Source organism: endosymbiont of Riftia pachyptila (vent Ph05), assembly GCF_000224455.1.
Classification (GTDB): domain Bacteria; phylum Pseudomonadota; class Gammaproteobacteria; order Chromatiales; family Chromatiaceae; genus Endoriftia; species Endoriftia persephonae.
Genome location: NZ_AFOC01000024.1, coordinates 15,157 through 39,185 on the forward strand (window position 1 = coordinate 15,157; position 24,029 = coordinate 39,185).

Consider the following 24,029-nt stretch of genomic DNA (forward strand, 5'->3'; position numbering starts at 1 on the left):
GTGCCGGTCAATGGGGTCTGCTCGCATGAGCAGAGTGGGATGTGTAGAATTCTGGTCAGGTTTCTGTAAACGATAAGGTTTATTAAACAGTTGAATTGTCTCCATGAGTGCTAGCTACGACGCCTCGGCGATTGAGGTCCTGAGTGGCCTGGATCCGGTCCGCAAACGACCGGGCATGTATACCGACACCAGCCGCCCCAACCATCTGGCGCAGGAGGTGATCGACAACAGCGTGGATGAGGCAGTCGCCGGCTACGCCAGCAGCATCGAGGTCAGCCTGTTCAAGGATGGTTCGCTGCAGGTAATCGATGACGGCCGTGGCATGCCGGTGGATATCCACCCCAAGCAGGGGTTGCCCGGGGTCGAGGTGATCCTCACCAAGCTGCATGCCGGCGGCAAGTTTTCCAACAAGAGTTACCGCTTCTCCGGCGGGCTGCATGGTGTCGGCGTGTCGGTGGTGAATGCGCTCTCCAAGCACCTGGAGGTGTGGGTGCGGCGTGGCGGCCAAGAATACAACATCGCCTTTGCTGGCGGCAACAAGGTGTCGGAGTTGGAGGCGATCGGCAAAGTCGGGCGCAACAATACCGGCACCCGGGTGCGCTTCTGGCCCGACCCCAGCTACTTCGATAGCGCTAAGTTTTCGCTGCGTCGGCTGCGTCATGTGTTGCGCGCCAAGGCGGTGCTCTGCCCGGGGCTGAAGGTCAGCTTCTTCGATGAGTCGTCGGGCGAGCGCGATGAGTGGTTCTACGAGGATGGTCTGAGAGACTACCTGCTCGATGCGCTGCATGGCGCTGAATGGCTGCCCCAGGAGGCGTTTGTCGGGCAGATGGAGGGGAATCGTGAGGCGGTTTCCTGGGCGGTTGTCTGGCTGCAAGAGAGCGGTGGTGTTGAGGTGGTCACCGAGAGCTATGTCAACCTGATCCCCACCACTCTCGGTGGTACCCACGTCAACGGCCTGCGCAGCGGTCTGACCGATGCGGTGCGCGAGTTCTGCGAGTTCCGCAACCTGCTGCCGCGGGGTGTCAAACTGACCCCCGACGACGTCTGGAGCCGGGTCAGTTACGTGCTCTCGGCCAAGCTGGACGATCCACAGTTCTCCGGCCAGACCAAGGAGCGCCTCTCCTCGCGGGAGTGTGCAGCGTTTGTCTCCGGGGTGGTGAAGGACACCTTCAGTCTCTGGCTCAACCAGCATACCGATGTCGCTGAACGCATCGCGGAGATGGCGATCGACGCCGCCCAGTCGCGGATGCGCGCCGGGCGCAAAGTAAAGCGCAAGAAGGTCACCCAGGGGCCGGCGCTGCCGGGCAAGCTGGCCGACTGCAGTGCGGTCGATCCGAGTCGCACTGAGCTGTTTCTGGTGGAGGGTGACTCTGCCGGCGGCTCGGCAAAGCAGGCGCGGGATCGGGAGTTCCAGGCGATCATGCCGCTGCGCGGCAAGATCCTCAACACCTGGGAGGTCGACTCCGCCGAGGTGCTCGCCTCCCAGGAGGTGCACGATATCTNGGTGGCGGTCGGCGTTGAGCCGGGCAGCGATGATCTCTCTAAGCTGCGCTTTGGCAAGATCTGCATCCTCGCCGATGCGGACTCCGATGGCCTGCACATCGCCACCCTGCTGTGCGCCCTGTTTCTGCGTCACTTCAGGAAACTTGTGCTACAGGGTCATGTCTATGTGGCAATGCCTCCGCTCTACCGTATCGATGTCGGTAAGCAGGTCTTCTATGCTTTGGATGACAGTGAGAAGCAGGGCGTGCTTGACCGGATCGAGGCGGAGAAAATCCGCGGTAAGGTCAATGTACAGAGATTCAAGGGACTGGGTGAGATGAATCCCCCGCAGTTGCGGGAGACAACTATCCATCCGGATACGCGACGGCTTGTCCAGCTCACCATCGAGGCGGGTGACGACAGTAGCCGTGTGATGGATATGATGCTGGCGAAGAAGCGGGCCGCAGACCGCAAGCGCTGGCTGCAGGAGAAGGGGGATCTGGCAGAGCTTTAGAAAAAATAAGATCGGGAGATGGGAGATGCGAAATAACTATAAAAAGTGGTGGTTGATGTTGAGTGTGTCGATAGTGACGGGAGGGGCAATGGCTGAAACTGCCCCGGTTGCTCGTCAGGACTCTTCGGCGCTTGGTGAACTGCCGCGGTTGGCTCAGGAAACGAAAAAACTGCTGGATGGAGCAGACTTGCGACTGCTGCAAAAATCGGCTGCCAGGATGAAAAAGATGGCGCCGCGGCTGCGCATCCAGTTGAGGGGGTTGCACGGACTTGAAGCCAGAAAATTCGACAGTTCCGGCCTCGAGCGCCAGATGAGCAAGGCGCAGCAGGTCCTCGGGCAGCTGCTTGATCTTTACCTGAAGGAGCCGGTCAATCCGCTGCGCTCCCATCTGCTGGTCGATAACCTTCGGCGGCAGTATCAGCGTTTTACCAGGGAGCTAAAGACGCTCGAAGCCTGGGTGGATGACCAGCACTACAAGGTGGTTGATCAGGATGAGGCGGCGCGTAAACTGCTGCACAAACATGACAATCTGATCAGGCAGTTGATCGAATACTCTGAGGTGCTGGCCAATGCGGTGGATACAGCGCTGGGCAAGCCCCTGGAGAGTGACGCCTGAAACGATCCGATATCTTTGGGAGAAGTTGATGCAAAGATATGTTCTCTGGGGCGTGATTCTGCTGTTGGGCGGCGCACTGTTGTTGGTTGGTCTGTTCTGGAATCCGGCTGGCCAGGAGCCTGCCAAACACCAGGTGTTGTCGCTGCAGGCAAAACCCACCGGTGGTGACTTTACGCTGGTCTCGGCCAATGGCCCGCTCTCGCTGAGCGATCTACATGGGCAGGTGGTAGTACTCTATTTTGGCTACACCTGGTGCCCCGATATCTGCCCAACGAGTCTGGGTATGCTGTCGATGGCGCTCAACGAACTGAACGAGGCGGAGCAGGAAGGGCTGCAGGTGCTCTTCATCAGTGTCGATCCGGAGCGGGATAGCATAGAGCGCCTTGAAGAGTACAGTCACTATTTTCACCCGAAGATCCTTGGTGTGACCGGCTCGGCCGAGGTGCTGGCCGATGTGGCAAAAAAATATGGCGCGGCCTATCACCGGGTCGAACAGCCTTCAGAGACCAACTATGTGGTGGATCACTCGGCCGATCTCTATCTGATCGATCGCCAGGGGGATGCTGCGCGAGACGCTCTCTCACGGCACTGAGCCGGAGGCCATTCTGGCTGCCCTGCGACGTCTGCTCTGATCTGGTTTCCATCCAGAAATCTGGGAATAAACGCTGAGCACGCTGAGACCTTTGCGTTTAACAGGGGCATTTCTGGACGAGTCATAATCTAGCTTGCGGGTAGAGCCGCGGTTAGGAGAAGGTGAGGCTGAAGCCGGCCGCCTGCAGATAGCTGGCCTCCTGCTTCAGCTCCAGACGGGTCAATGGGTGCGAGGCCAGCCAGCCTGCAGGGAACTCCAGGGTGAGAGATAAGCCGTTCACACCAGCAGTGCCTGCGGTTTGGCGACTGGTGAGCGGGAGCGGTGCATCAGCACCGCCAGGCGTAACAGCACACAGAGTTGTTTGGTGCAGAGTACCACCTCCTGCGGCAGGGCCTCGAATACCGAGGTCGGGAACTTGCGACGATGGCCGCGCACCATTGCCGCCAGTACCCGCTGCTCCTGGCGGGTAAAGCCGGATAGATCGGAGTTCTCCAGCAGGTAGGAGCCGTGTTTTTGGAACTGGCTGTGGGAGACGGTGAGCCCCACCTCATGTAGCTGGGCCGCCCAGCTGAGCATCGATGAGTAGCGCGAATCGAGCATCTTCCAGGGGCGGATCACTTGGTGATAGAGCGCTAGTGCAGTGCTTTCCACCCGCTGCGCCTGTTCCTGATCCACGTTGTAACGCTTGCTGAGGGATCTGACGGTACGCTCGCGGGCATCTTCCTGGCGGCTGCGGCCGATCATGTCGTAGATCAGACCTTCGCGCAGTGCCTCATTCGAGACCTGCATCTGCTCGATGCCGATATGTTTGAACAGCGCGGAGAGTACCGCCACGCCGCCGGCGAAGACGGGCTTGCGCTCTTCCGATAGCCCCTTCAGCTGCAGCTTGTCGAGGGAACCCGCCTCGATCATGCGCTTGCGCAGTTTCTCCAGGGAGCGGGCGCTGATCCCTTCCTGGCTCCAGCCCTCCTCGGTGACCACCTTGCGGATCGCCTTGATGGTGCCTGAGCTGCCGACTGCGCGGCTCCAGCCAGCGTCGCGGAAAAAGCTGCGTACCGGCCGGATCACCACCGCGCAGGCGAGTTCAGCCTGCTTCATACGTTTTGAGTTGATCAGACCATCGGCAAAGTGGCTGCGGCTGATGGAGACACAGCCCATGTGCAGACTCTCGCGTCGCTCGGTGCGGAAACCCTCGCCGACGATCAGCTCGGTGCTGCCGCCGCCGATGTCGATCACCAGCTGCTTGGCCTCACCGCTGGAGGCGAGTCCGTGGGAGACACCGAGATAGATCAGTCGCGCCTCCTCACGGCCGGCGATGATCTCGATCGGATGGCCGAGCGCTTGCTGTGCGGCGGTGAGAAACGCATCGGCGCTGCTAACTTGTCGCAGGGTGTTGGTGCCGACCGCCATGACGTGTTCTGATGGCAGGCTGCCAAGGCGCTGACCAAAGCGTTCCAGGCAGGCGATGGCGCGGGCGGCCACTTCGGGGGTGAGGTGTTTGTCGTCGGTCAGACCCTCGCCGAGACGCACCATCTCGCGCATCTTGTCGATGATCTGCAGACTGCCATCGTGGACCCGGGCGACGATCATGTGGAAGCTGTTGGAGCCGAGGTCGATGGCGGCGACGGTTTGTTCCTGTCCCGCTGTTTCTGCTTTTTGTTGCTGCATCAGACAGTTGGTTGCGGTGAAAAAGTGGCTTCACTCTACCGCAGCATGAGGGTATTTTCTAATCGCTGAATCAGCCCAGCTGGCGCAGCTGTTTCGGCGCCAGCAGCCACTCGATTTCACAGGTGCCCTGCTCAGGCAGCAGGTCACATCTGAGCAGGCAGACGGCACTCTTTTTTAGGTGGATAAAGCTCTCGCCACTACCGGCGGTGAGCCAGCCGATCAGCTCGGAGAGGTCAGGTTCATGACCCACTAGGCAGACCCGTGAGGCCTCATCGTGACCGGCTAGCCAGGCGGCGATGGCATCAAAGTCACCGCCTGGCGCCAATAGTGGCAGCTGCAGCGGCGTCTCCAGGCCATACCCCTCAGCCAGCAGCTGGGCGCTCTCCACAGCTCGCAGCAGCGGGCTGCTGGCGAGGGTGTCGATCTGTGGCATCACCCGCCTCAGCCCATTGATGGCGCTGCGCATGCGGCTGCGGCCCTTTTCGGTAAGTGGCCGCTGCGCGTCTGGCTGGCCTGTATGGGCAAACAGGGTGCGCTCTTCGGCGATGGCGTGTCGGATCAGGAGAATCTCCATCTCGAACTCCGGGGATAAACGGGTGGCGCGATAATAGACAAAAACAGAGAGGATGTGGAGAGTTGTCGCGCCTGCTATAAAGAGGGCTTGATTCACTCTCTCTGCCCGCAGGTGGGCCCTTGTTGAAGATGGGGAAACGGATGAAGTTTTGTAGTCAATGCGGTACCGAGGTTGAGCGACTGATCCCTGAGGGGGATAACCGGCAGCGCCATGTCTGTCCTGAATGCCGCACTATCCACTACCAGAATCCCAAGATGGTGGTGGGTTGCATCCCGTTATGGGAGGAGCAGGTGCTGCTCTGCCGTCGTGCCATCGAGCCTCGCTATGGTCTCTGGACCCTGCCCGCCGGATTCATGGAGAACGGTGAGACTGCCCAGCAAGGTGCGGCTCGGGAGACCTGGGAGGAGGCCCAGGCGCGAGTCGAGATGGGGGAGCTCTATACCCTGTTCAACCTGCCGCATATCGATCAAGTTTACCTGCTGTTTCTCAGCCGTCTGCAGTCACTCGATTTTGGCCCCGGCAGCGAGAGTCTGGAGGTGGCACTGTTTGACGAGTCAGAGATCCCCTGGGACGAGCTCGCCTTCCCGGTGGTAAAGGAGACCCTCAAGCTCTTCTTCGCGGACCGCAGCACCGACAGTCTGCGGCTGCGCAGTGGTTCCATCCTGCGTGTTTCAGAGCATCCCCGCCGCTATCGCACCGAGGTCTTTTAAATTCGCCCGAGGGGGCATCGAAGCGTGACCCGCATCGCTTTCTATACTTGAGTGAGGCCCCTCCGCTGAGGTCAAGTAATGCATACCACCCCGCCGAACCCGCAGAGCGACCAGGAAGCCCGCATCCGCCAGCATGGTGATGCGCTGCTGCAGGCCGCCGAGGCGTTTGAGCCGCATAATCCCGTCTCTCACTGGCTGCAGTCGCTGCTGAGCCGGCTGCATCAAAACCCCGATTTTCGCATTCGTGCCCTGCGTTTCGTTGATCTGCTGCCTGCACTGCAGGAGGACGCCGAGGTGGTGCGGCTGTTTGATGAGTATTTCAGCGATGCTCAGGAGTTTCCCCCTGCCCAGGTTGGCCGGCTGGCGATCCGCTCCGGTCGCCTGCTCGGGCCGCATCAGTTGGCGGCGGCGATCCGTAAAGGCGATCGGTCTGCTTTCGCGGCAGTTCATGGCAGGCCGGGAGCCAACCACCATCCGCGAAACCCTGAGTGGTCTGCAGCGCCAGGGGCGTCTGGTCTCCCTCGATCTGCTGGGCGAACTCACCCTCAGTCATCGCGAGGCAGATGACTACCTCAACGGTTATCTGCAGCTGTTGGATGTGCTGAGTGTCCAGCCGGATCAGTCGCTGCAGCTGTCGTTGAAGCCCTCGTCACTGCTGCCGCGGCTGCTGCCAGAACGGGTCACGGCCAACACTGAGGTGATGGTTAAACGGCTCAGGCCGCTGCTGCTCAAGGCGCGTCGGCAGGGGGTGGCGGTGACCCTCGATATGGAGGATTCGGAGCGCCGGCCGGTGATCCTGGCACTTTTTGAGTGGCTGCTGTTTGATCCTGAGTTTCGGGACTGGGACGGCCTGGGCATCGCTCTGCAGGCCTACCTGCGGCAGGGGGGGGAGGACCTGGAACAGCTGATCGAACTGGCAGGGCGGCGCCAGACGCCGTTTGCCATCCGACTGGTGCGCGGCGCCTACTGGGATCAGGAGGTGGTGAAGGCGCGGCAGAATGGTTGGCCGATCCCGGTCTGGCAACAGCAGGCTGAGACCGACCGCTACTATGAGGCCTGCCTGCAGCGGCTGCTGGCGGCTGCGCCTGGGGTCTATCCTGCCATCGCCAGCCACAATCTGCGCAGTCTGGCGCTGGGCATGGCCGAGGTGGAGCGGCTCGGGCTGGCGACTGAGCAGTTCGAGTTTCAGATGCTCTACGGTATGTCGACGTCCTACCAGCAGGCGTTGGTGAAGCTGGGCTACCGGCTGCGCACCTATCTGCCCTTCGGTGAGCCGATCCCCGGTATGGCCTATCTGGTGCGGCGGCTACTGGAAAACGCCAGCAGTCAGTCGATGACGCGCTGGCAGGTTACGAGCGAGGATGCGGCCAGCTGTTTTGCCCCACCCAAGGTGGAGACCCGGTTGCCAGCTGAGCGGCCTGAAGCGGGTTTTCAGAACACCCCGCTGCGTAGCTGGCTGAAGCCGGATGAGTGTCAGGCGTTTCAACACGCCATCGATCAAGTCAGGGGACAGCTTGGCCATCACTATCCGCTGCTGATTGATGGTGAGTGGCGGGACACCGCAGCGTGTATCGAGTCGTTCAACCCGGCTGATCGTGCTCAGCTGGTGGGCACCACGGCCTGTGCCAGCCAGGAAGATGCCGATCGCGCCATCCGGGCTGCCGAGGCTGCCTTTCCCTCTTGGCGTGAGCGTCCGGCAGAGAGTCGTGCTGAATTGCTGCGCAAAAGCGCAGATCTGCTGGCGCAGCGACGTGATGAGTTTGCCGCTTGGCAGATCCTAGAAGCGGGCAAAGGCTGGCGCGAGGCCGATGCCGATGTCTGCGAGGCGATCGACTTCCTGCGTTTTTATGCCGACGAGGCGGAGCGGCTGGCGGCAGGCGCCAGTGTGAAGCTGCCAGGGGAGCACAACCGCCACTTCTATCAGCCACGGGGTGTTGGAGTGGTGATCCCGCCCTGGAACTTCCCGCTGGCGATCGTCACCGGTATGCTCAGCGCCACTCTGGTGACCGGCAACTGCGCCATCCTCAAGCCCGCCTCTGACACCCCGGTGATCGCTGCCAGGCTGGTGGATCTGATGCAGCAGGCGGGTTTTCCCGCGGGTGTGATGAACTTCCTGCCTGGCCCAGGTGAGGTGGTGGGCGACTATCTGGTGCGTCATCCCGCAGTGCACTTGATCGCCTTTACCGGCTCCCAGGCGGTGGGGCAGGGGATTCTCCGACTGGCGGCCGAGCCGAGGCCGGGGCAGCGCCACATCAAACGGGTGGTCGCGGAACTGGGTGGCAAGAACGCCATCATCGTCGATCAGAGCGCCGATCCGGATGAGGCGATCGATGGGATACTGAAGTCGGCGTTCGGTTTCCAGGGGCAGAAGTGCAGCGCTTGCTCGCGGGTGATCCTGGTGGGGGATCAATATGCGCATTTCAGCCGGCGCTTGTGCGAGGCGGCGGAGAGCCTGATCATGGCTGACCCGACCGATTCGGCGTGTGATATCGGCCCGGTGATCAATGCCGCGGCAGAGTCACGCATCCAGCAGGCGATCGAACAGGGGCGACAGGCGGGGCGGTTGCTCTATCGGATGGAGAGCCGTGGCTTCGAGTCCGGTCACTATGTGGGGCCGACGCTGTTCGGTGAGGTCGATCCGAACAGCCCGCTGGCCCAGGAGGAGATCTTCGGTCCGGTGCTGGCACTGCTGCCGGCGCAGGATCTGGATCAGGCCCTGGCGCTGGCCAATTCCACCCGCTATGCACTGACCGGCGGTATCTATTCGCGCAGCCCGGCCAATCTTGAACGGGCCGCGCGGGAGTTCCGGGTCGGCAACCTCTACCTCAATCGCGGCATCACTGGCGCCTTGGTGAATCGCCAGCCGTTTGGCGGTTTCGCCATGAGCGGCATCGGCAGCAAGGCCGGTGGCCGTGATTACCTGCTGCAGTTTATGGAGCCGCGATGCGTCACTGAGAACACCCTGCGACGTGGGGTGGCGCCGCTCTCAGAGGCGCCATAGTCGGGTCGGACTCATTCGAGTAAACCGTGCTTGCCGTAGGAGGGCACCAAGCGCACGTTGTTGGCGACCAGGCCTTCATCCTTGTCACTCTGTTCGATGTAGAACTCAAGCACCGTATCCCGGTTTTTCAGCAGCTCGTCAGAGACTCCGTCGGCCAGCTCATTGACGTGGCAGAAAACGCTGGTGTAAGGGGAATCGGGCTCGCGAGTGTCGGTGATCCAGAGATTGTCGTCGATACGCGACATGAAGCGCAGGAAGCCGTAGCCTTTGTCGGGGAACCACTTCTGGCAGACACCGCGCACGCAGGAGCCTGGCTGACCCCACTCGTTGCGCGGTTCATAGGAGACCGGCAGCAGGTCGGGGATGAGGAAGCCGGAGTAGTAGGTGTCGACCTGGCGCTGCAGCTCGCGGGAGACGTTGCGAAAGCCGACCAGCTCAACCCGGCAGCCGCGATCCTGCAACGCGGTGACAACCTGCAGGAAGTCGCCGTCGCCGGTCAACATCAGCACCAGATCGAGCTTCTCCGACTGGATCATAGCGTCCACTGCCATATCGAGGTCGGCATTCGCTTTGGTGGTGACATTGCCATCTTCGTCGGTATAGCGGCGTATATTCTTGACCAGAATTTTCCAGCCGTAGTCGCGTACCATCTGCTGGTAGGCGTAGGCGCGTTTCTGATACTCGTAGTCTTCGCTGGCCCGTTCCTGGTCGAAGGTGATGTAGGTGTTGAGGCGCAGCAGGTTGCCGCCGGAGCGCGCGGCAAAGCGGCGCAGGATGTCGTAGCGGAGCTGATAACCGCCGTTGTAACGCACGTTTTCGGCGTCTACAAACACGCCAATATTGATGTTTTTCTGCAACTTAATTCACGCCTTTCTTGGTGCAACGATCAGATAAATGGCGGAGATGATAGCAGAGCCGGGGGCTGATCGTGGCTGTGGATTGCAAATTTGTGACATGTCCGGCAGCCCTATCCCGATCGCGATTTAACGATTGATCTCACTCAAAACGATTCGGTTTCACCCACTCACTGCGGTGAGCGTCTGGATGTCCTGGTGCCTGGCGGCGGGCGGGGTGGAGGCGTTTGCTCTGCTGCAGGAGAACCAGGGGCTGTGGAAATCGTTCATGCCATCCCCCTACGATTTCGAGGGGTTCCAGTTCCCGGCGGAGCGGTTCCTGGCCAAGAGCGACTGGATCAAATACGCCAACCAGGTAGCGACTATGAAGGGGCAGATCAAACGCGCCCTGCCATCGCACTATGAGTTGTTGAAGCGGATGCGGGGGTAGGCGAGTCCTAACGGGCGTTCTTAGTCTGTTCCATCACTTGCTGAGGCGAAAGCTCAGGCCCTGTCCACACCACGATCCGGTTGGCCTTGGCGCTGGCGGCCAGTTCTTTGAAGATGCGCTCTTCCACCTCGGAGAGGCTGCCTTCGATCATCTCCAGTGGCTGGATCAGGATGATCGGGCGGATCAGCAGGGCGCGCCAGCCGGTGTGGATCTGTCGGATCGCCTTCTGCAGGGTCTCAACCGCGGTGGAGAACTGGCCGACCAGCAGTCTGTCGGTGGTGAAGGGGCTGACCGCATCGACGCTGCTGATTGCTTGACTTTCGACATCCTGGATGGTGATGCGGTTGCGATAGATTCTGATGTAGAGGGTTTGCTGTAGGGCCATGGCTACTCCGTTTCAACTTCCATATCGGCATCGGGGAGTGCGACGATGCTTTCTCCGTCGCTCAGGCCTTCAAGGATCTCCAGCTGGCGGTCGTTGTGTAAGCCGATGATGACCGGCTGTCTGTGCAGCCGGCCGTGGTCGTTACGCAGCACATAGTGGGAGCCATCGGTGGCCTGCAATACACTGAAGCGGGGCAGAATCAGGGTGTTATGGCTGATACCGGTGAAAAAACGTCCCTGCAGCCTGAAGCCCACCCCCAGGGTGGCTGGAACCTGATCCAGGCTGGCGATCACCCTGACCCGTTGCTGCTCCACCCCGAGGGATGAACGCTTGGTGAAGGCGGCCGGTTCGATGCGCTTGATCCGGCCGCTGATGGGACGCTTTGCTATCCCGCTGGAGAACTCAACCAGGGCCCCAGGCTCAAGCTGCATTGCATCCTCGGTGAGCAGCTCGGCAACCACCTCCAGATCGCTGAAGTTGCCGATCTCCAGCAGCGGATGTCCGGCCGGGAAGCTGCTTGGCCCCGATTCATGGCGGTGTAGCACCACCCCATCCACCGGTGCGCGCAGCTGCGCCAGCGTCAATTGATGCTCCGCCCGGGCCAGGCGTGCGCGAGCCTGGTTGAGTTGCTCCACGATCACCTCCCGCGACAGCTGTTTGCGCTGCAGCCACTGCTCCACATATTTGGGCCCCAGCTGGATTGCGGTGAAGAGGGTGTTGAGGGCGGCGCGGATGAACTCCTCCTGTTTCAGCTCGATCTGCGCGGTCTGCGCTGTCAGCACCGTATCATCCAGTTGCTGTTGCGAGACACTGCCCTCCGCGTCGAGTTCGCGGTTGCGCTGCTCGACCTTGTCGGCCCAGGCGGCCCGTACCTGTTGGCTCTCCACTTGGGCATCGGCTGCCCTGAGCGCCTCCCGTGCCGCGTCGATGGTCGCCTGCAGCTCCACGCTGAGGGTTGCTTCGATGCGGTTGAAGGCGTTGATCAGCAGCTGTTGTTGCAGCTCGGCCACTGCGGCCCTGGCCTCGACTACCGCTTGTTCAAACGGTAGCCGGTCAATTGCCACCAACTGTTCTCCTTTTTTCACCCGGTCGCCGGGCTGCAGCCTGATCGGGCCGATGCGCCCATCCAGCGGCATGCTAATCGGATAGTCTCGCGCCAGCCGGGTTTGGGCGGGTTCGGTGAAGGAGGCGCGGATTTCCCCTCTGACCGGTGTGGTGCTCTGCAGCTGTGGGCTCTGTTCGCAGCCAGCCAGCGGCAACAGCAGAACAGGCAGGGCGGTGATGAGTCTTTTGGCTAACACGGTTATTCCTTGACCTTGAGGCTCTCGAGCCAGTTGAGCCGACGGATGATGAGATAGACCAGCCCCTGCGCAAGCAGCAGAAACAGCAGCATCAACAGCGCACTGATCAGCAGTGTGCCGGGTAGGATGATGGCGGGAAAACGGTAGAGTTCGGTGCTGTAGAGTAGCGACAGGCCGTGGCTCAGCAATACGCCGCCATACAGCCCCAGCGCCATGCCAAGCGTGTTCAGGAGCAGGCTCTCGCCAAAAAACAGCCCGCTCACCTGCAGCGAGGAGTAGCCGATGACCCGCAGAGTGCCGATCTCCTGTTGGCGTTCGTTGAGTGACACCATCGCCGTGTTGAGCACGCTGCCGAAGGCGATCATCCCGGCGAACAGCACCATCACGAAGATCATGCTGCCCATGGTCTCACCAAAGGTGGCGTCGAGTTGTGCCAGCACCTGACGGCGCTCGCTCGCCCCCAGATAGGCGGGACGCTGTTGCAGCTGATGCTGCAGCCTCTCTCCGATGCCAGCGCCTGCGCTTTTGGCCAGCAATTGGTTTGCCAGGGGTTGCTCCCCCAGCAGACGGCTCAGGTAGGTAATATCGGCATAGGCCGCCAGCCCTAGATAGCTCTCTACCACGGCGGCCACTGTCGCTTCAGTCGGAATCCGTCGGCCGATCAGTGGGCGCAGTTCAACCCGGTCGCCGGGTGCCAGCCGCAAGATCTCCGCTAGCTTGCGCCCCAGGATCAGCCCTCGGGGCGGAATTGCCACCCGCCGGCCCTGCGAGTCCAGGGGGGTGTGCAGGCGGGCATCAGGGCTCAGGCCGGTGATGGCAATGCGCTTTTGCCGCGGCCCGTTTACCAGGTCGCAGCTCACCAGCAGTTCCGGCTCGATCAGGCTGATGCCCGGTAGCGACACGATCTCCCGGGTTGCCGCCAGCGCCACCGGGTCGCGCAGGCTGATCGTTAGATCCTGATGGGAGAGCTGTTCAAACTCATAACCCATCAGATGATCGAGAGCATCGATCATGCTGAAGGTGGCGAAGATCAGCGCGGTGGCGATGAGGCTGGCGAGCAGGCTGACAAAGGAGCGAAAGGGGTTGCGGAACACTGATCGCAGGATTGAGCGCCAGCGGAAGTTCAGGCGCCGCCACAGTGGGTGCACCGATTCCAGCAGGATATGCCCACCTCTCTGTGGTGCGGGCGGGCGCATCGCTTCCGCCGGTTGCAGCTGGGTCGCCCGCCTCACGCCACTCAGGCTGCCGAGGGCGGCAAACAGCAGGCTGATGGCCAGACCGATCAGGCTGAGATCCCAGTAATGGTGTGCGACCAGGCCCGGTAGTTCGTAAAACCCCCGGTAGATCGCCACCATCGCGGACTGTAGCCAGATCCCCAACATGATCCCCAGTAGTCCGCCGATCGTCCCCACTGCCAGCCCATAGGCGAGATAGTGACGGATCAGTGTACTGCGTGCGTAGCCAAGGGCGCGCAGGGTGCCGATCAGGGTGCGTTGTTGGTTGACCAGCCGGCCGATCAATACGTGTAATACCAGTGCTGCCACGCTGAGAAAGATCATCGGCATGATGCGGGACTGCACCTCCAGCCCCGTCAGCTCGTCCTGCAGAAAGCGGAATGAGGCCTGTTCGCTGAGCGGGGTGGTGAGGCTGACGCCAAACGGGTCGAGTCGTTCGGCGAGTGCCTGCAGACTGTTTTTCACCGCCGCCGGGCGTGGGTCGGCGAGCCGGCCGAGCACCTGGTTGTAAGCGCCCTGCAGGTCGCTGCGCTGGCGCAGGAAAGATTCGCCCAGATAGATCACACCAAAGTTTTTCGGGTCCGGTGCGAGGCCACCGGAGGGCGAGATCAGATAGACAAACTCCGGCGACTGGGCCGTACCCACCACCAGCAGATCCTGCTGGCTCTCCAGCAGCAGAGCGCGGATGCGGTCCCCCGGCTTGAGTCCGTGAGCCGCGGCGAAGGCGTGGTTGAGGATCACCTCGGCCCGGTCCGGGTCGGAGAGGCGGCTGCCGCTGCGCAACAGCAGCTGGTTGAAGGCAGGTTCTCTTTGGTCGGGGAGGGAGATGGCTTGGCCGGTGATCGGTTGGTTGGTGCCGGGCAGATCGAGCAGTACCGGTAGGGAGATCCGACCCTCCAGCCTGATCATGCCGGGCAGGTGGGCCGCATCCGTTACCGCCCACTCCGGTGCACGCTTCAAATCGATGAGGAAGTCGCTTAGGTGATAGTCGCGGTAGTAAGCATGGCGGGCGCCGTCCATGTCACGCCAGGTGCCGGCCATGCCGATGTAGGCACCAACACCGATGGCGATGATGGAAAATAGTGTCAACAGCTGCCACTTGCGCTGCCAGAGATCACGCCGCAGTTTGCGCTGTAATACCGGGTTCACCAGGAGACCTCCTGCACTGGCACCGGATGGGGGTTCTCATGCAGTGAGTGGATGGCGCCGTCGCGGATGGTGGCGACCCGGTCGGCGATGCCGGCGATGGCGCTGTTGTGGGTGATCAGCACCAGGGTCTTGCCCAGTTCCTGCTTGAGCCGCAGCAGTAGCCCCAGTACTTGGCGGCTGGTGGCCAGATCGAGGGCGCCGGTGGGTTCATCACAGAGCAGCAACCGCGGATTACCTGCCAGGGCGCGGGCGATCGCCACCCGCTGCTGCTGGCCGCCACTCAGCTGTGATGGGAAGTGTTCCTGATAGTCACTCAGTCCGACCAGCGCCAGGGCCTGCGCCGGGTCAAGCGGATCTTGTGCGATCTCGCTGGCCACCTGCACGTTCTCCAGAGCAGTCAGCATTGGCGCCAGATTGTAGAATTGGAAAACGAAACCGACCTGGTGACGGCGATATTCGGTCAGCGCCTGCTCCGAGGCCTGGGCCAGGTCGAGTTCCTGAAACAGCACCTCACCCCCGGTCGGGCGATCCATGCCGCCGATCAGATTCAGCAGGGTACTTTTGCCTGAGCCGCTGGGGCCAACGATTACCAGAAACTCGCCATCGTAGATCTCCAAGGAGGCGTCGCGCAAGGCGGGCACCTGCACGTCCCCCATGCTGAAGATGCGGCTTGCGCCTCTAACCGAAAGCAAGATCTTTTGGTGCATTAGGAAAATGGTCTATCCCTTTGTGAAGAGTAAACGTTTTCATTCCTCTATTGTTCTATAGTTGCTTCGTCGCCGTAACCGAACAAGGAACATGCATGTCAGACCAGACACTTCGATTCGCGCAGATCTCCGATGCTGGGGCGGCGCTGCTCACGCCTACCCAACAGGATAGCTGCACTCTGGTGATCTTCGGCGGTGCCGGGGATCTAACTCGGCGCAAGCTGATGCCAGCGCTCTATAATCTGCTGCGTGAGGGGGCGCTGGATGAGCGGTTTGCGGTGATCGGTCTGAGCCGCCGGGAGCAGGATGCTGATGGCTATCGCGAGCTGCTGAAACAGGCGTTGGCTGAACATACCCGGGAGCCGCTGCAGGAGCCGGAGTGGGTAGCCTTTGCTGAGCGCATTCACTACCTCAGCGCCAATTTTGAAGACCCTGAAGGCTATCGTGAGCTGCGTGACCGGCTTGAACAGCTGGAGGCCGCTGGTGGCAGCGCCAACCGGCTCTTCTATCTAGCCACGCCCCCATCTGCCGCGCCGATTATCCTGCATCGCTTGCAGGAGGCGGGGCTGATCAACACCAGCGGCAGCAGCAGCCCCTGGAGCCGGGTGATTATGGAGAAACCCTATGGCCGGGATTTGGATTCGGCGCAGGAGCTGAATCGGATTGTCGGCGAGGTGCTGGGGGAGGATCAGGTCTACCGCATCGACCACTACCTGGGCAAGGAGACGGTGCAGAATATCCTGGTGGCGCGTTTCGGTAACACCATCTTTGAGCCACTCTGGAATCGCAAATATGTCGACCACATCCAGATCACTGCTGCCGAGGCGATTGGGGTCGAGGGGCGAGGCCGCTTCTACGACCAGACCGGGGTGATCCGTGACATGGTGCAGAGCCACCTGCTGCAGGTGCTCTCGCTCTGCACCATGGAGGCGCCGCTCTCCTTCGCCGCGGACGATATCCGCGACAAGCGGGTGGAGGTGCTGCGCTCGCTGCGCCAGATCACCGGCAGCCAAGTGTTCGAGGATGTGATCTTCGGTCAGTACCGTGGCTACCGGGACGAGGCGAACGTCGCCGCTGACTCGCGCACCCCGACCTATACCGCGATGAAGTGCTTCATCGACAATTGGCGCTGGCAGGGGGTGCCGTTCTTTCTGCGTGTTGGTAAGCAGCTGCGGGCGCGCATGACCGAGGTCTCGGTGGTGTTCCGCCCGGTGCCGCTCTGCCTGTTCGGCCGGGATGAAGTGTGTCAGCAGCTCGAGTCGAACGTGCTTACCATCCGCATCCAGCCCGATGAGGGGATCGATCTGAAGATCGTCAGCAAGCGGCCGGGGGATAGTCTGGATGTGCGTCCGGTGGTGATGGATTTCAGTTACTCAGAGACCTTTAAGCGGCCGATCAAAGAGGCCTACGAGCGGCTGCTGCTGGATGCGATCCGCGGCGATGCGACCCTATTTGCCCGGCGCGACGAGGTGGAGCATGCCTGGCGCTTCGTCTCACCAATTCTCAAGGCTTGGGAGGATGCGCAGCGCATCGGGCCACTCTTCTACGCCGAGGGCAGTGATGGCCCGATAGAGGCGGAGCGACTAATGCGCCGCTACGACAGGCGTTGGCGGGAGATCGGCTGATGGGGGGACGGCGGATTATCGTCGATGCCGCCGACTATGATCGGGTCGCCGCGGAGTGGATTGAGGCGCGGGTCGAGCAGAGCTTGCAACAGGCAGAGCGCTGTCACCTGATGCTTGCTGGCGGTGGCACGCCGCTCTCGGTCTACCGGCTGCTGGCCGAACGGGACCGGCTGCCCTGGATGCGTCTGACCCTCTTTTTTTGGCGATGAGCGCTGCGTGCCGCCAGAGCATCAGGCGAGCAACTACCGGGCAGTGAAGGCGGCGCTGTTTCCTCATGGCAAGCCGGATGAGCTGATCCTCTATCGCATGCGCGGTGAGGATGAACCGGAGCAAGCTGCCCGTGACTACGAAGGCGTGCTGCCGGCCCAGCTCGACATCTTGCTGCTGGGGATCGGGGAGGATGGCCACACCGCCTCGCTGTTCCCCGGCTCACCGGCGCTGCAGGAGTGGCAGCGGCGGGTAGTGACAGTGGTTGGCAGTAAACCGCCACCACGGCGTTTGAGCGTGACCCCGGCGGTGATCCGCGCGGCCCGCCATCTGCTGATGTTGGCAAAGGGGGAGAGCAAGGCCGAGGCCGTGCGTCGCGCGTTGCAGGAGGGCGATGTGCCGTCGGCTCTGGCTGATACTGGTGACTGGTTGATGGACCGGGGAGCGGCACAGGCGCTCCCTGCAGAAGAGTGAATGTACAAGGGGCAGCTCTGCCCAACGGGAGTGACAGGTAATGGCGTATCAGATAGGGCTGGTTGGGTTAGGGGGTGATGGGCAGCAGCCTGGCACTCAATATCGAGGATTCGGGTTATGGCGTGGCGGTCTGGGGTCGCCACCCAGAGACGATCGACGCATTTTTGGCGCAGCAGCCGGGCAAGGTATTTGGTGGGGAGGCTGATCTGGCCGGTTTTGCCGCGATGCTGGAACGTCCGCGCCGCATTTTGCTGATGATCAAGGCGGGTGAGCCGGTGGATCAGATGATCGAGCGGCTGCTGCCGTACCTGGAACCGGGGGATATCCTGATCGACGGTGGTAACTCCTGGTTTGAGGATACCCGGCGGCGTGAGGCTGCGTTGCGCGAAAAGGGTATCCACTTTGTCGGCATGGGGGTCTCCGGCGGCGAGGAGGGGGCGCGTCGCGGTCCTTCACTGATGCCGGGTGGCTCTGCTGAAGCCTATGCCGCCCTCGGGGAGATCCTGCAGGCAATCGCGGCCAAGACCGAAGCGGGGGCCTGCGTCACCCATGTGGGGGGTGACGGCGCTGGCCACTTCGTGAAGATGGTGCATAACGGCATCGAGTATGCCGACATGCAGCTGCTGGCGGAGGCCTATGACCTGATGAAGCGCGGTTTGGGGCTCTCCACCGATGCCATGGCCGAGGTGTTCGAGCAGTGGAACCAGGGGCCGATGGAGTCGTTTCTGGTAGAACTCACTGCCCGGGTGCTGCGGGTGCAGGATGAGGAGAGCGGTGGGCCGCTGGTGGAACAGATCCTCGACAAGGCGGGACAGAAGGGCACCGGCCGCTGGACCGTGCAGGCGGCGCTGGAGCAGGGGGTAGCGGTGCCCAGCATTGCCGCAGCGGTGGATGCCAGGGTGCTATCGGCGGCCAAGGCGCAACGAGAGCATGCGGCACATCGGTTGCAAGGCCCCGAGACGTCATCCATCACCGACCGCGAGGCCTTTGTGGCGGATCTGCACGGCGCCATCTACGCTTCACGCATCGCCGCCTATGCCCAAGGGCTGGCGCTTATCAGCAGTGCCTCAGAGCGCTACGGCTGGGGGGTCGATCTGGCCGAGGTGGCGCGTATCTGGAAGGGCGGCTGCATCATCCGCGCACGGCTGCTCGATGCGATCCGTGATGCCTACTCCGATCAGCAGCCCGCCAACCTGATGCTGGCGGGGGATCTCAGCCTGCAGCTGCAGGGGTTGCAGGGGGCTTGGCGGCGGGTGGTCGGTCAGGCCGCTGGTAACGGCATCCCGGTGCCGGTGCTGAGCGCCTCGTTGGGCTACTTCGACAGCTACCGCACTGCACGGCTACCGCAGAACCTGATCCAGGCCCAGCGCGATGCCTTTGGTGCTCACACCTATGAACGCATCGACCAGCCGGAGCGGGGGGCGATCCATAGTGAGTGGTAGCGGCGTGTCTCCAAGGCATAGTGATAAAATCGCTATCCTGTTTTTCATCTTTTAAGTAGATATCTTGCACACACGGATCATTGCTCGCGTTTCGGGGGCCCTGGCAATCATTTTCGGACTCTCCCTGTGTGGCCCCTTGGGCGTCGCTATCTGGTACCAGGAAGCCGAGCTGACGAATTTTCTGATACCCATGCTTGGCACCCTGGCCTTGGGTGGGCTGTTGTGGTTGGTAGGTGGCCGCAGTCGTATCCGGCTAAGCAACCGGGATGGCTATATTATTGTCTCCGCCTTTTGGGTGTTGCTTAGCTTGCTTGGTACCTGGCCTCTGATCCTGAGTGTCCACCTTGGGCTGGTGGATGCGCTGTTTGAGTCGACCTCAGCGGTAACAACGACTGGTGCCACGGTGATCACCGGGCTGGATGATCTGCCCAAGTCTATCCTCTTCTACCGCCAACAGTTGCAGTGGCTTGGGGGTATGGGGCTGATTGTGCTCGGCGTGGCAGTGCTGCCGATGTTGGGCATTGGTGGCATGCAGCTGTACCGTGCCGAGGCTCCTGGTCCGATGAAGGAGGAGAAGCTCACGCCCCGGCTGGCAGATACTGCGCGCGCGCTCTGGACGATCTATCTGGGGCTGACCATCAGCTGTGCCATTGCCTACTGGCTGGCGGGCATGACCCCTTTTGATGCCATTGCCCATAGCTTCTCCACCGTCTCTACCGGCGGTTTCTCTACCCATGACGCCAGTCTGGGTTTCTATGCCAGTCCGGCGATCGAGGCGGTAGCCATTTTTTTCATGGTGTTGGCTGCGATCAATTTCGGGGTCCACTATTTTGCATGGCACAACCGAAACCTACGCCAATATCTGACGGACATCGAATCACGCAGCTTTCTGCTGTTTGTGTTGCTGATGGTATTGCTGGTCGGCCTGACACTCAGGCTAGAGGGCAATTATGAACAGCTCCCATCCAGCTTGCGAGATGCCACCTTTGAGGTGGTCTCGGTAGTCACCAGCACCGGCTTCGGCACGGTTGACTTTGCCCACTGGCCCGATTTTTTGCCGGTACTGCTGATCTTTATCAGCTTCGTGGGAGGTTGTGGTGGGTCTACCGCTGGTGGAATCAAGGTGATGCGGGTGCTGCTGCTGGTGAAGCAGGGACAGCATGAGATCCGCCGTCTTATCCACCCCAACGCGATCCTGCCGGTGCGGATCGGCCAGCGGGTGGTCGAGCCACGCTTGATGCAGAGCGTGTGGGGCTTCTTCGCCTTCTATGTCGCCACTTTCGGGGGCTTGATGCTGGTCATGATACACGCCGGTCTGGACCAGGTCTCTGCCTACTCCGCGGTCGCCACCAGTATGAACAATCTGGGGCCGGGGCTGGGTGAGGTGGCGTACAACTTCCAGAGCGTCAGCCCGATGGGCAAGTTGGTGGCGGTGATCGCGATGCTGTTGGGTCGGCTGGAAATCTTCACCATCCTGGTGCTGCTCTCTCCAGGCTTCTGGCGAAAATAATCGGTGGCCCCGCCTGGGCGCATCTTTTCTGCATCTAAACCGGGAGGTACGGCGTAAAGGCTGACACATTGTTTCGCAAACGGAATCGTTATGGATAAGAAAAAGATCATCCTGTTGGCGCTGCTTCTGGCTCTGATCGCGGCCTTCTTTGTCTTCGACCTGGGCAGTTATCTGACCCTGGAGAACCTCAAGCAGCAGCGCGACGGCCTGCAACAGTGGCGCGATCAGGCGCCGTTGCTCAGCTCCCTGGGGTTCTTTCTGGTCTATGTGCTGGTGACCGCCCTGTCGCTGCCCGGCGCGACGGTGATGACCCTGGCGATCGGTGCGATCTTTGGCCTGGTGTGGGGCTTCGTGCTGGTCTCCTTCGCCTCCACTATCGGCGCGACCCTGGCCTTCCTGGTGGCCCGTTTTCTGTTCCGCGATGCGGTGCAGCAGCGTTTTGGCGATCGGCTGCAGTCGATCAACGCGGGCATGACGAAGGATGGTGCGCTCTATCTCTTCAGCCTGCGGCTGGTGCCGCTGTTTCCCTTCTTTGTGATCAACCTGGTGATGGGGCTGACGCCGATCCGCACCTGGACCTACTACTGGGTGAGCCAGCTGGGGATGCTCGCCGGCACCCTGGTCTATGTCAACGCCGGCACCCAGCTGGCGGGGCTCGATTCGCTCTCCGGCATCCTTTCACCGGCGCTGATCGGCTCCTTTGTCTTGCTCGGGATCTTCCCGCTGATCGCCAAGCGGATCGTCACCCTGATCAAGCGCCGGCGTGCCTTGGCGGGCTGGATCAGGCCCAGATCTTTCGATCGCAATCTGGTGGTGATCGGCGGCGGCTCCGCCGGGCTGGTCTCCGCCTATATCGCTGCGGCGGTGAAGGCGAAGGTGAGCCTGATCGAGAAACACAAGATGGGCGGCGACTGCCTTAACACCGGCTGCGTGCCCTCCAAAGCGCTGATCCGCTCCTCGCGTCTGCTCGCCCAGAGCCGTCGCGCCCAGGAGTGGGGGTTCGACTCGATGGATGTAAAGTTCGACTTCGGCCGGGTGATGGAGCGGGTGCAGCGGGTGGTGAAACAGGTGGAGCCACACGACTCGGTGGAGCGCTACAGCAGCCTCGGCGTCGATGTGATCGAGGGTGAAGCGCGTATCACTTCGCCCTACACGGTAGAGGTGGACGGTCGGGAGCTGACTACCCGCAACATCATTGTTGCTACCGGCGCGCGCCCCTTTGTGCCGCCGATCCCCGGCCTGGATCAGATCGACTACCTGACCTCCGACAACCTCTGGCAGTTGCGTGAGCTGCCGCAGCGTCTGTTGGTACTGGGCGGCGGGCCGATCGGCTGTGAGCTCTCTCAGGCCTTCGCCCGCTTCGGCGCCAAGGTGACGATGGTGGAGATGGCGCCGCGACTGATGATCCGAGAGGATGAAGACGTGGCCGCGCTGGTGCAGGCGCGCTTCGAGGAGGAGGGGATCGAGGTGCTGGCTGGCCATCGCGCCACCGAGTTTCTGATCGAGAATGGCGAGAAGCGGCTCCGCTGCGATCGTGGCGGCGATGCGGTGATCGTCCCCTTCGATCAGGTGCTGGTGGCGGTGGGGCGGCGTCCCAATACCAGCGGTTTTGGTCTGGAGGAGCTGGGGCTGCCGCTCAATCCCAACGGCACTATCCAGGTCGACGACTATCTGCAGAGCCCGATCCCCAGCATCTACGCCTGCGGTGATGTGGCCGGTCCCTATCAATTCACCCACACCGCCGCCCACCAGGCCTGGTATGCGGCGGTCAACTCACTGTTTGGCGGATTTCGCCGCTTTCGGGTCGACTACTCAGTGATCCCCTTCGCCACCTTCACCGATCCGGAGGTGGCGCGGGTCGGGCTCAACGAGCAGGAGGCGCAGCAGCAGGGGGTGAGCTATGAGGTGACCCGTTTCGATCTCTCGGAGCTGGACCGGGCGATCGCCGAGGGGGAGGCCCATGGCATGGTCAAGGTGCTGACGGTGCCGGGCAAGGACCGTATCCTCGGCGCCACCATCGTCGGCGAGAATGCCGGTGAGCTGATCGGCGAGTTCACCGCGGCGATGAAACACGGCTTTGGATTCAACAAGATCCTCGGCACCATCCACATCTATCCGACCCTGCTTGAGGCCAATAAATATGCCGCCGGTGAGTGGAAGCGGGCCCATGCACCGCAAAAGCTGCTTGAGTGGGTGGGGCGTTTCCATGCCTGGCGGCGGGGATGATATCGGCCAGATAGCCATCCCTATAGGGTGAGTGTAACTAAACTCATCTTTACCCCGGTTGGGCTAGCGCTGCTGATGGGCATCGCCCCACCCATCTACAGAGATGCAATCTATTTGATTGCCGGCTGAAGGCGCCTTAATAGAAGCGTTCTTCGCCCTCAGGCCGGTCCTTGAAGCGCCGGTGCAGCCAGAAGTAGTCGGCGGGGGATTCCCGCGCCCAGCGCTCGAAGGTTTGGTTGATGCGGGTGGTGTCTTCAAAAGGATCGCCGGAGGGGATCTCGGGGATCGGCTCGAAGCGGATCTGGTAGCCGCTCAGGTCGGGTTTACGCCGGCAGTAGTAGGCGACGACCTGGGCCTGCCCCATCTGCGCGAGGCGGGAGGTGGCGGAGTTGGTGGCGGCGGGGATGCCGAAGAAATCGACAAACAGGCTGTATTTGTGGCCGTAGTTCTGATCCGGGGCATACCAGAGCAGCCGTCCCTTGCGCAGCTGCCGGATCATCTCGCGCACGTTATCCCTGGCGATCATCACCGCGCCTTGGCCGGTGCGTCCGTTGATGATCTGCTGGTCGATGATTGGGTTTTGGTTAGGACGGTAGACACAGTACGGCTTGGGGAAGTAGCGCATGAGAAAGCGGGCGCCTATCTCCAGGGTGGTGAAGTGTGCGGTGAGCAGAATCACCCCCTGGCCAGCATCGAGCCGCTTCTGTAGCTCTTCCAGGCCATGAAACTCCACCCGTTGACTGAGTGATTTGCCATCATCCCACCAGGCCATCAGGGTCTCCATCAACCCCATGCCGAGGGATTCAAAGTGCTGTTTGAGCAACAGCTGCTGGGCCTGCGGGTCGAGTTCCGGGAAGCAGAGCTCTAGATTGATGCGGGCGATCCGCGCGCGCCGTGACGCCAGCCGCAGCACCAGTCGCCCGAGTGCCCGCCCCAGCGCCATACGCGGTCGGTAGGGTAGCAGCCAGGCGAGCCGCAGCAGGCCGATGCCGATCCAGCTTGGCCAGTGGCGGGGGGCGAAGAGGTTGTGTTGTGTTGTGCTGTCGGTCACGCTGTCTCCTTTGGCTGTGCTGCATCTTGTTGGCCGATATGGTACGTGATTTGTGTGGCCTGGAGGCGGCCGGCCTTGGATGAACCACCAAACCACACTAGAGTATGGCCCTATCAGGTGGGGGGATCACAGATGCAGGCGTTTATCGAGGCCCATGAGGTCACTATCCGGTTGGGCTGTTTTTTCGGCATCTTTGCCCTCATGGCGGGTTGGGAGCTGATTGCCCCGCGCCGTGCGCTCAGCGTCCCCAAACTGCTGCGCTGGGCCAATAATTTG

The 24,029-nt window shown here is 61.7% G+C and carries 22 protein-coding genes; 13 read left to right on the forward strand and 9 right to left on the reverse strand.

The features are described 5' to 3' along the window. Positions 1-103 precede the first annotated feature (103 nt). The 3 genes from parE (at position 104) to RIFP1SYM_RS05320 (ending at position 3,204) form a co-directional block, all read left to right on the forward strand. Positions 104-1,996 carry a DNA topoisomerase IV subunit B gene (gene parE / locus RIFP1SYM_RS05310; protein WP_005960691.1) on the forward strand — a complete coding sequence of 631 codons (1,893 nt, stop codon included), beginning with the start codon at positions 104-106 and terminating at the stop codon, positions 1,994-1,996. 88 nt (positions 1,997-2,084) lie between these two features. Beyond that, positions 2,085-2,612, forward strand: a complete 528-nt coding sequence (locus RIFP1SYM_RS05315) for a hypothetical protein (RefSeq protein WP_006474062.1) — start codon at positions 2,085-2,087, stop codon at positions 2,610-2,612. 28 nt (positions 2,613-2,640) lie between these two features. Further along, entirely contained in the window at positions 2,641-3,204 is a 564-nt protein-coding gene (locus RIFP1SYM_RS05320) for an SCO family protein (RefSeq protein ID WP_240992021.1), read from the forward strand. Between the two features lie 151 nt (positions 3,205-3,355). Here RIFP1SYM_RS05320 and RIFP1SYM_RS18740 read toward each other — a convergent pair whose 3' ends face one another. The 3 genes from RIFP1SYM_RS18740 to RIFP1SYM_RS05330 all read right to left on the reverse strand — a co-directional run bounded on the left by RIFP1SYM_RS18740 (position 3,356) and on the right by RIFP1SYM_RS05330 (position 5,446). Continuing rightward, a complete protein-coding gene (locus tag RIFP1SYM_RS18740) occupies positions 3,356-3,484 on the reverse strand; it encodes a hypothetical protein (RefSeq protein WP_005960694.1) in 129 nt (42 codons plus the stop codon). Further along, a complete protein-coding gene (ppx, locus tag RIFP1SYM_RS05325; RefSeq protein WP_005960695.1) occupies positions 3,481-4,872 on the reverse strand; it encodes an exopolyphosphatase in 1,392 nt (463 codons plus the stop codon). The genes RIFP1SYM_RS18740 and ppx overlap by 4 nt, the downstream gene beginning before the upstream one ends. 70 nt (positions 4,873-4,942) lie before the next feature. Continuing rightward, positions 4,943-5,446 (reverse strand): SixA phosphatase family protein, encoded by a 504-nt coding sequence (locus RIFP1SYM_RS05330; protein ID WP_006474065.1) that lies wholly within the window; start codon positions 5,444-5,446, stop codon positions 4,943-4,945. 140 nt (positions 5,447-5,586) lie between these two features. On the opposite strand from RIFP1SYM_RS05330, the gene RIFP1SYM_RS05335 reads away from it, so the two are divergent. The 3 genes from RIFP1SYM_RS05335 (at position 5,587) to pruA (ending at position 9,157) form a co-directional block, all read left to right on the forward strand. Continuing rightward, complete coding sequence (locus tag RIFP1SYM_RS05335) at positions 5,587-6,156, forward strand: NUDIX hydrolase (protein ID WP_039959802.1); 570 nt, start codon at positions 5,587-5,589, stop codon at positions 6,154-6,156. Positions 6,157-6,234: 78 nt separating this feature from the next. Next, positions 6,235-6,723, forward strand: coding sequence for a hypothetical protein (locus RIFP1SYM_RS17880; protein WP_005960698.1), 489 nt, complete (start codon positions 6,235-6,237; stop codon positions 6,721-6,723). Continuing rightward, positions 6,605-9,157, forward strand: a complete 2,553-nt coding sequence (gene pruA, locus RIFP1SYM_RS05345) for an L-glutamate gamma-semialdehyde dehydrogenase (RefSeq protein ID WP_081417710.1) — start codon at positions 6,605-6,607, stop codon at positions 9,155-9,157. Before RIFP1SYM_RS17880 ends, pruA begins: the two co-directional genes overlap by 119 nt. An 11-nt stretch (positions 9,158-9,168) precedes the next feature. On the opposite strand, the gene RIFP1SYM_RS05350 is transcribed toward pruA, so the two are convergent. Beyond that, positions 9,169-10,014: an NYN domain-containing protein gene (locus RIFP1SYM_RS05350; protein ID WP_005960700.1), complete on the reverse strand. Its 846-nt coding sequence runs from the start codon at positions 10,012-10,014 to the stop codon at positions 9,169-9,171. A gap of 187 nt (positions 10,015-10,201) precedes the next feature. Here RIFP1SYM_RS05350 and RIFP1SYM_RS05355 point away from each other — a divergent pair, with 187 nt between their 5' ends. Next, positions 10,202-10,441 carry a hypothetical protein gene (locus RIFP1SYM_RS05355; protein WP_006474069.1) on the forward strand — a complete coding sequence of 80 codons (240 nt, stop codon included), beginning with the start codon at positions 10,202-10,204 and terminating at the stop codon, positions 10,439-10,441. 7 nt (positions 10,442-10,448) lie between these two features. On the opposite strand, the gene RIFP1SYM_RS05360 is transcribed toward RIFP1SYM_RS05355, so the two are convergent. From RIFP1SYM_RS05360 to RIFP1SYM_RS05375, 4 genes are read right to left on the reverse strand one after another with little or no spacing between them, the layout of a single operon-like run. Next, entirely contained in the window at positions 10,449-10,826 is a 378-nt protein-coding gene (locus RIFP1SYM_RS05360) for a 1-pyrroline-5-carboxylate dehydrogenase (protein WP_005960702.1), read from the reverse strand. A 2-nt stretch (positions 10,827-10,828) separates the two neighbouring features. Continuing rightward, entirely contained in the window at positions 10,829-12,127 is a 1,299-nt protein-coding gene (locus tag RIFP1SYM_RS05365; protein WP_005960703.1) for an efflux RND transporter periplasmic adaptor subunit, read from the reverse strand. Between the two features lie 2 nt (positions 12,128-12,129). Further along, on the reverse strand, positions 12,130-14,511 hold the full coding sequence (locus RIFP1SYM_RS05370; RefSeq protein ID WP_005960704.1) for an ABC transporter permease: 2,382 nt from the start codon (positions 14,509-14,511) through the stop codon (positions 12,130-12,132). Then, entirely contained in the window at positions 14,508-15,218 is a 711-nt protein-coding gene (locus RIFP1SYM_RS05375) for an ABC transporter ATP-binding protein (protein WP_005960705.1), read from the reverse strand. The genes RIFP1SYM_RS05370 and RIFP1SYM_RS05375 overlap by 4 nt, the downstream gene beginning before the upstream one ends. 95 nt (positions 15,219-15,313) lie before the next feature. Here RIFP1SYM_RS05375 and zwf point away from each other — a divergent pair, with 95 nt between their 5' ends. From zwf to RIFP1SYM_RS05400, 6 genes are all read left to right on the forward strand, one after another. Next, on the forward strand, positions 15,314-16,843 hold the full coding sequence (gene zwf / locus RIFP1SYM_RS05380; RefSeq protein ID WP_050798721.1) for a glucose-6-phosphate dehydrogenase: 1,530 nt from the start codon (positions 15,314-15,316) through the stop codon (positions 16,841-16,843). Beyond that, positions 16,843-17,052 carry a 6-phosphogluconolactonase gene (locus RIFP1SYM_RS18565; protein WP_276123639.1) on the forward strand — a complete coding sequence of 70 codons (210 nt, stop codon included), beginning with the start codon at positions 16,843-16,845 and terminating at the stop codon, positions 17,050-17,052. The genes zwf and RIFP1SYM_RS18565 overlap by 1 nt, the downstream gene beginning before the upstream one ends. Before the next feature lie 7 nt (positions 17,053-17,059). Further along, a complete protein-coding gene (locus tag RIFP1SYM_RS05385) occupies positions 17,060-17,524 on the forward strand; it encodes a 6-phosphogluconolactonase (RefSeq protein ID WP_005960708.1) in 465 nt (154 codons plus the stop codon). 77 nt (positions 17,525-17,601) lie between these two features. Further along, positions 17,602-18,966, forward strand: coding sequence for an NADP-dependent phosphogluconate dehydrogenase (gene gndA, locus RIFP1SYM_RS05390; RefSeq protein ID WP_081417711.1), 1,365 nt, complete (start codon positions 17,602-17,604; stop codon positions 18,964-18,966). A 64-nt stretch (positions 18,967-19,030) separates the two neighbouring features. Beyond that, positions 19,031-20,476 (forward strand): TrkH family potassium uptake protein, encoded by a 1,446-nt coding sequence (locus tag RIFP1SYM_RS05395; RefSeq protein WP_005960710.1) that lies wholly within the window; start codon positions 19,031-19,033, stop codon positions 20,474-20,476. 90 nt (positions 20,477-20,566) lie between these two features. Next, positions 20,567-22,702: an FAD-dependent oxidoreductase gene (locus tag RIFP1SYM_RS05400; RefSeq protein WP_005960711.1), complete on the forward strand. Its 2,136-nt coding sequence runs from the start codon at positions 20,567-20,569 to the stop codon at positions 22,700-22,702. Between the two features lie 136 nt (positions 22,703-22,838). On the opposite strand, the gene lpxL is transcribed toward RIFP1SYM_RS05400, so the two are convergent. Continuing rightward, positions 22,839-23,753, reverse strand: coding sequence for an LpxL/LpxP family Kdo(2)-lipid IV(A) lauroyl/palmitoleoyl acyltransferase (lpxL, locus tag RIFP1SYM_RS05405; RefSeq protein WP_039959806.1), 915 nt, complete (start codon positions 23,751-23,753; stop codon positions 22,839-22,841). Between the last annotated feature and the right edge of the window lie 276 nt (positions 23,754-24,029).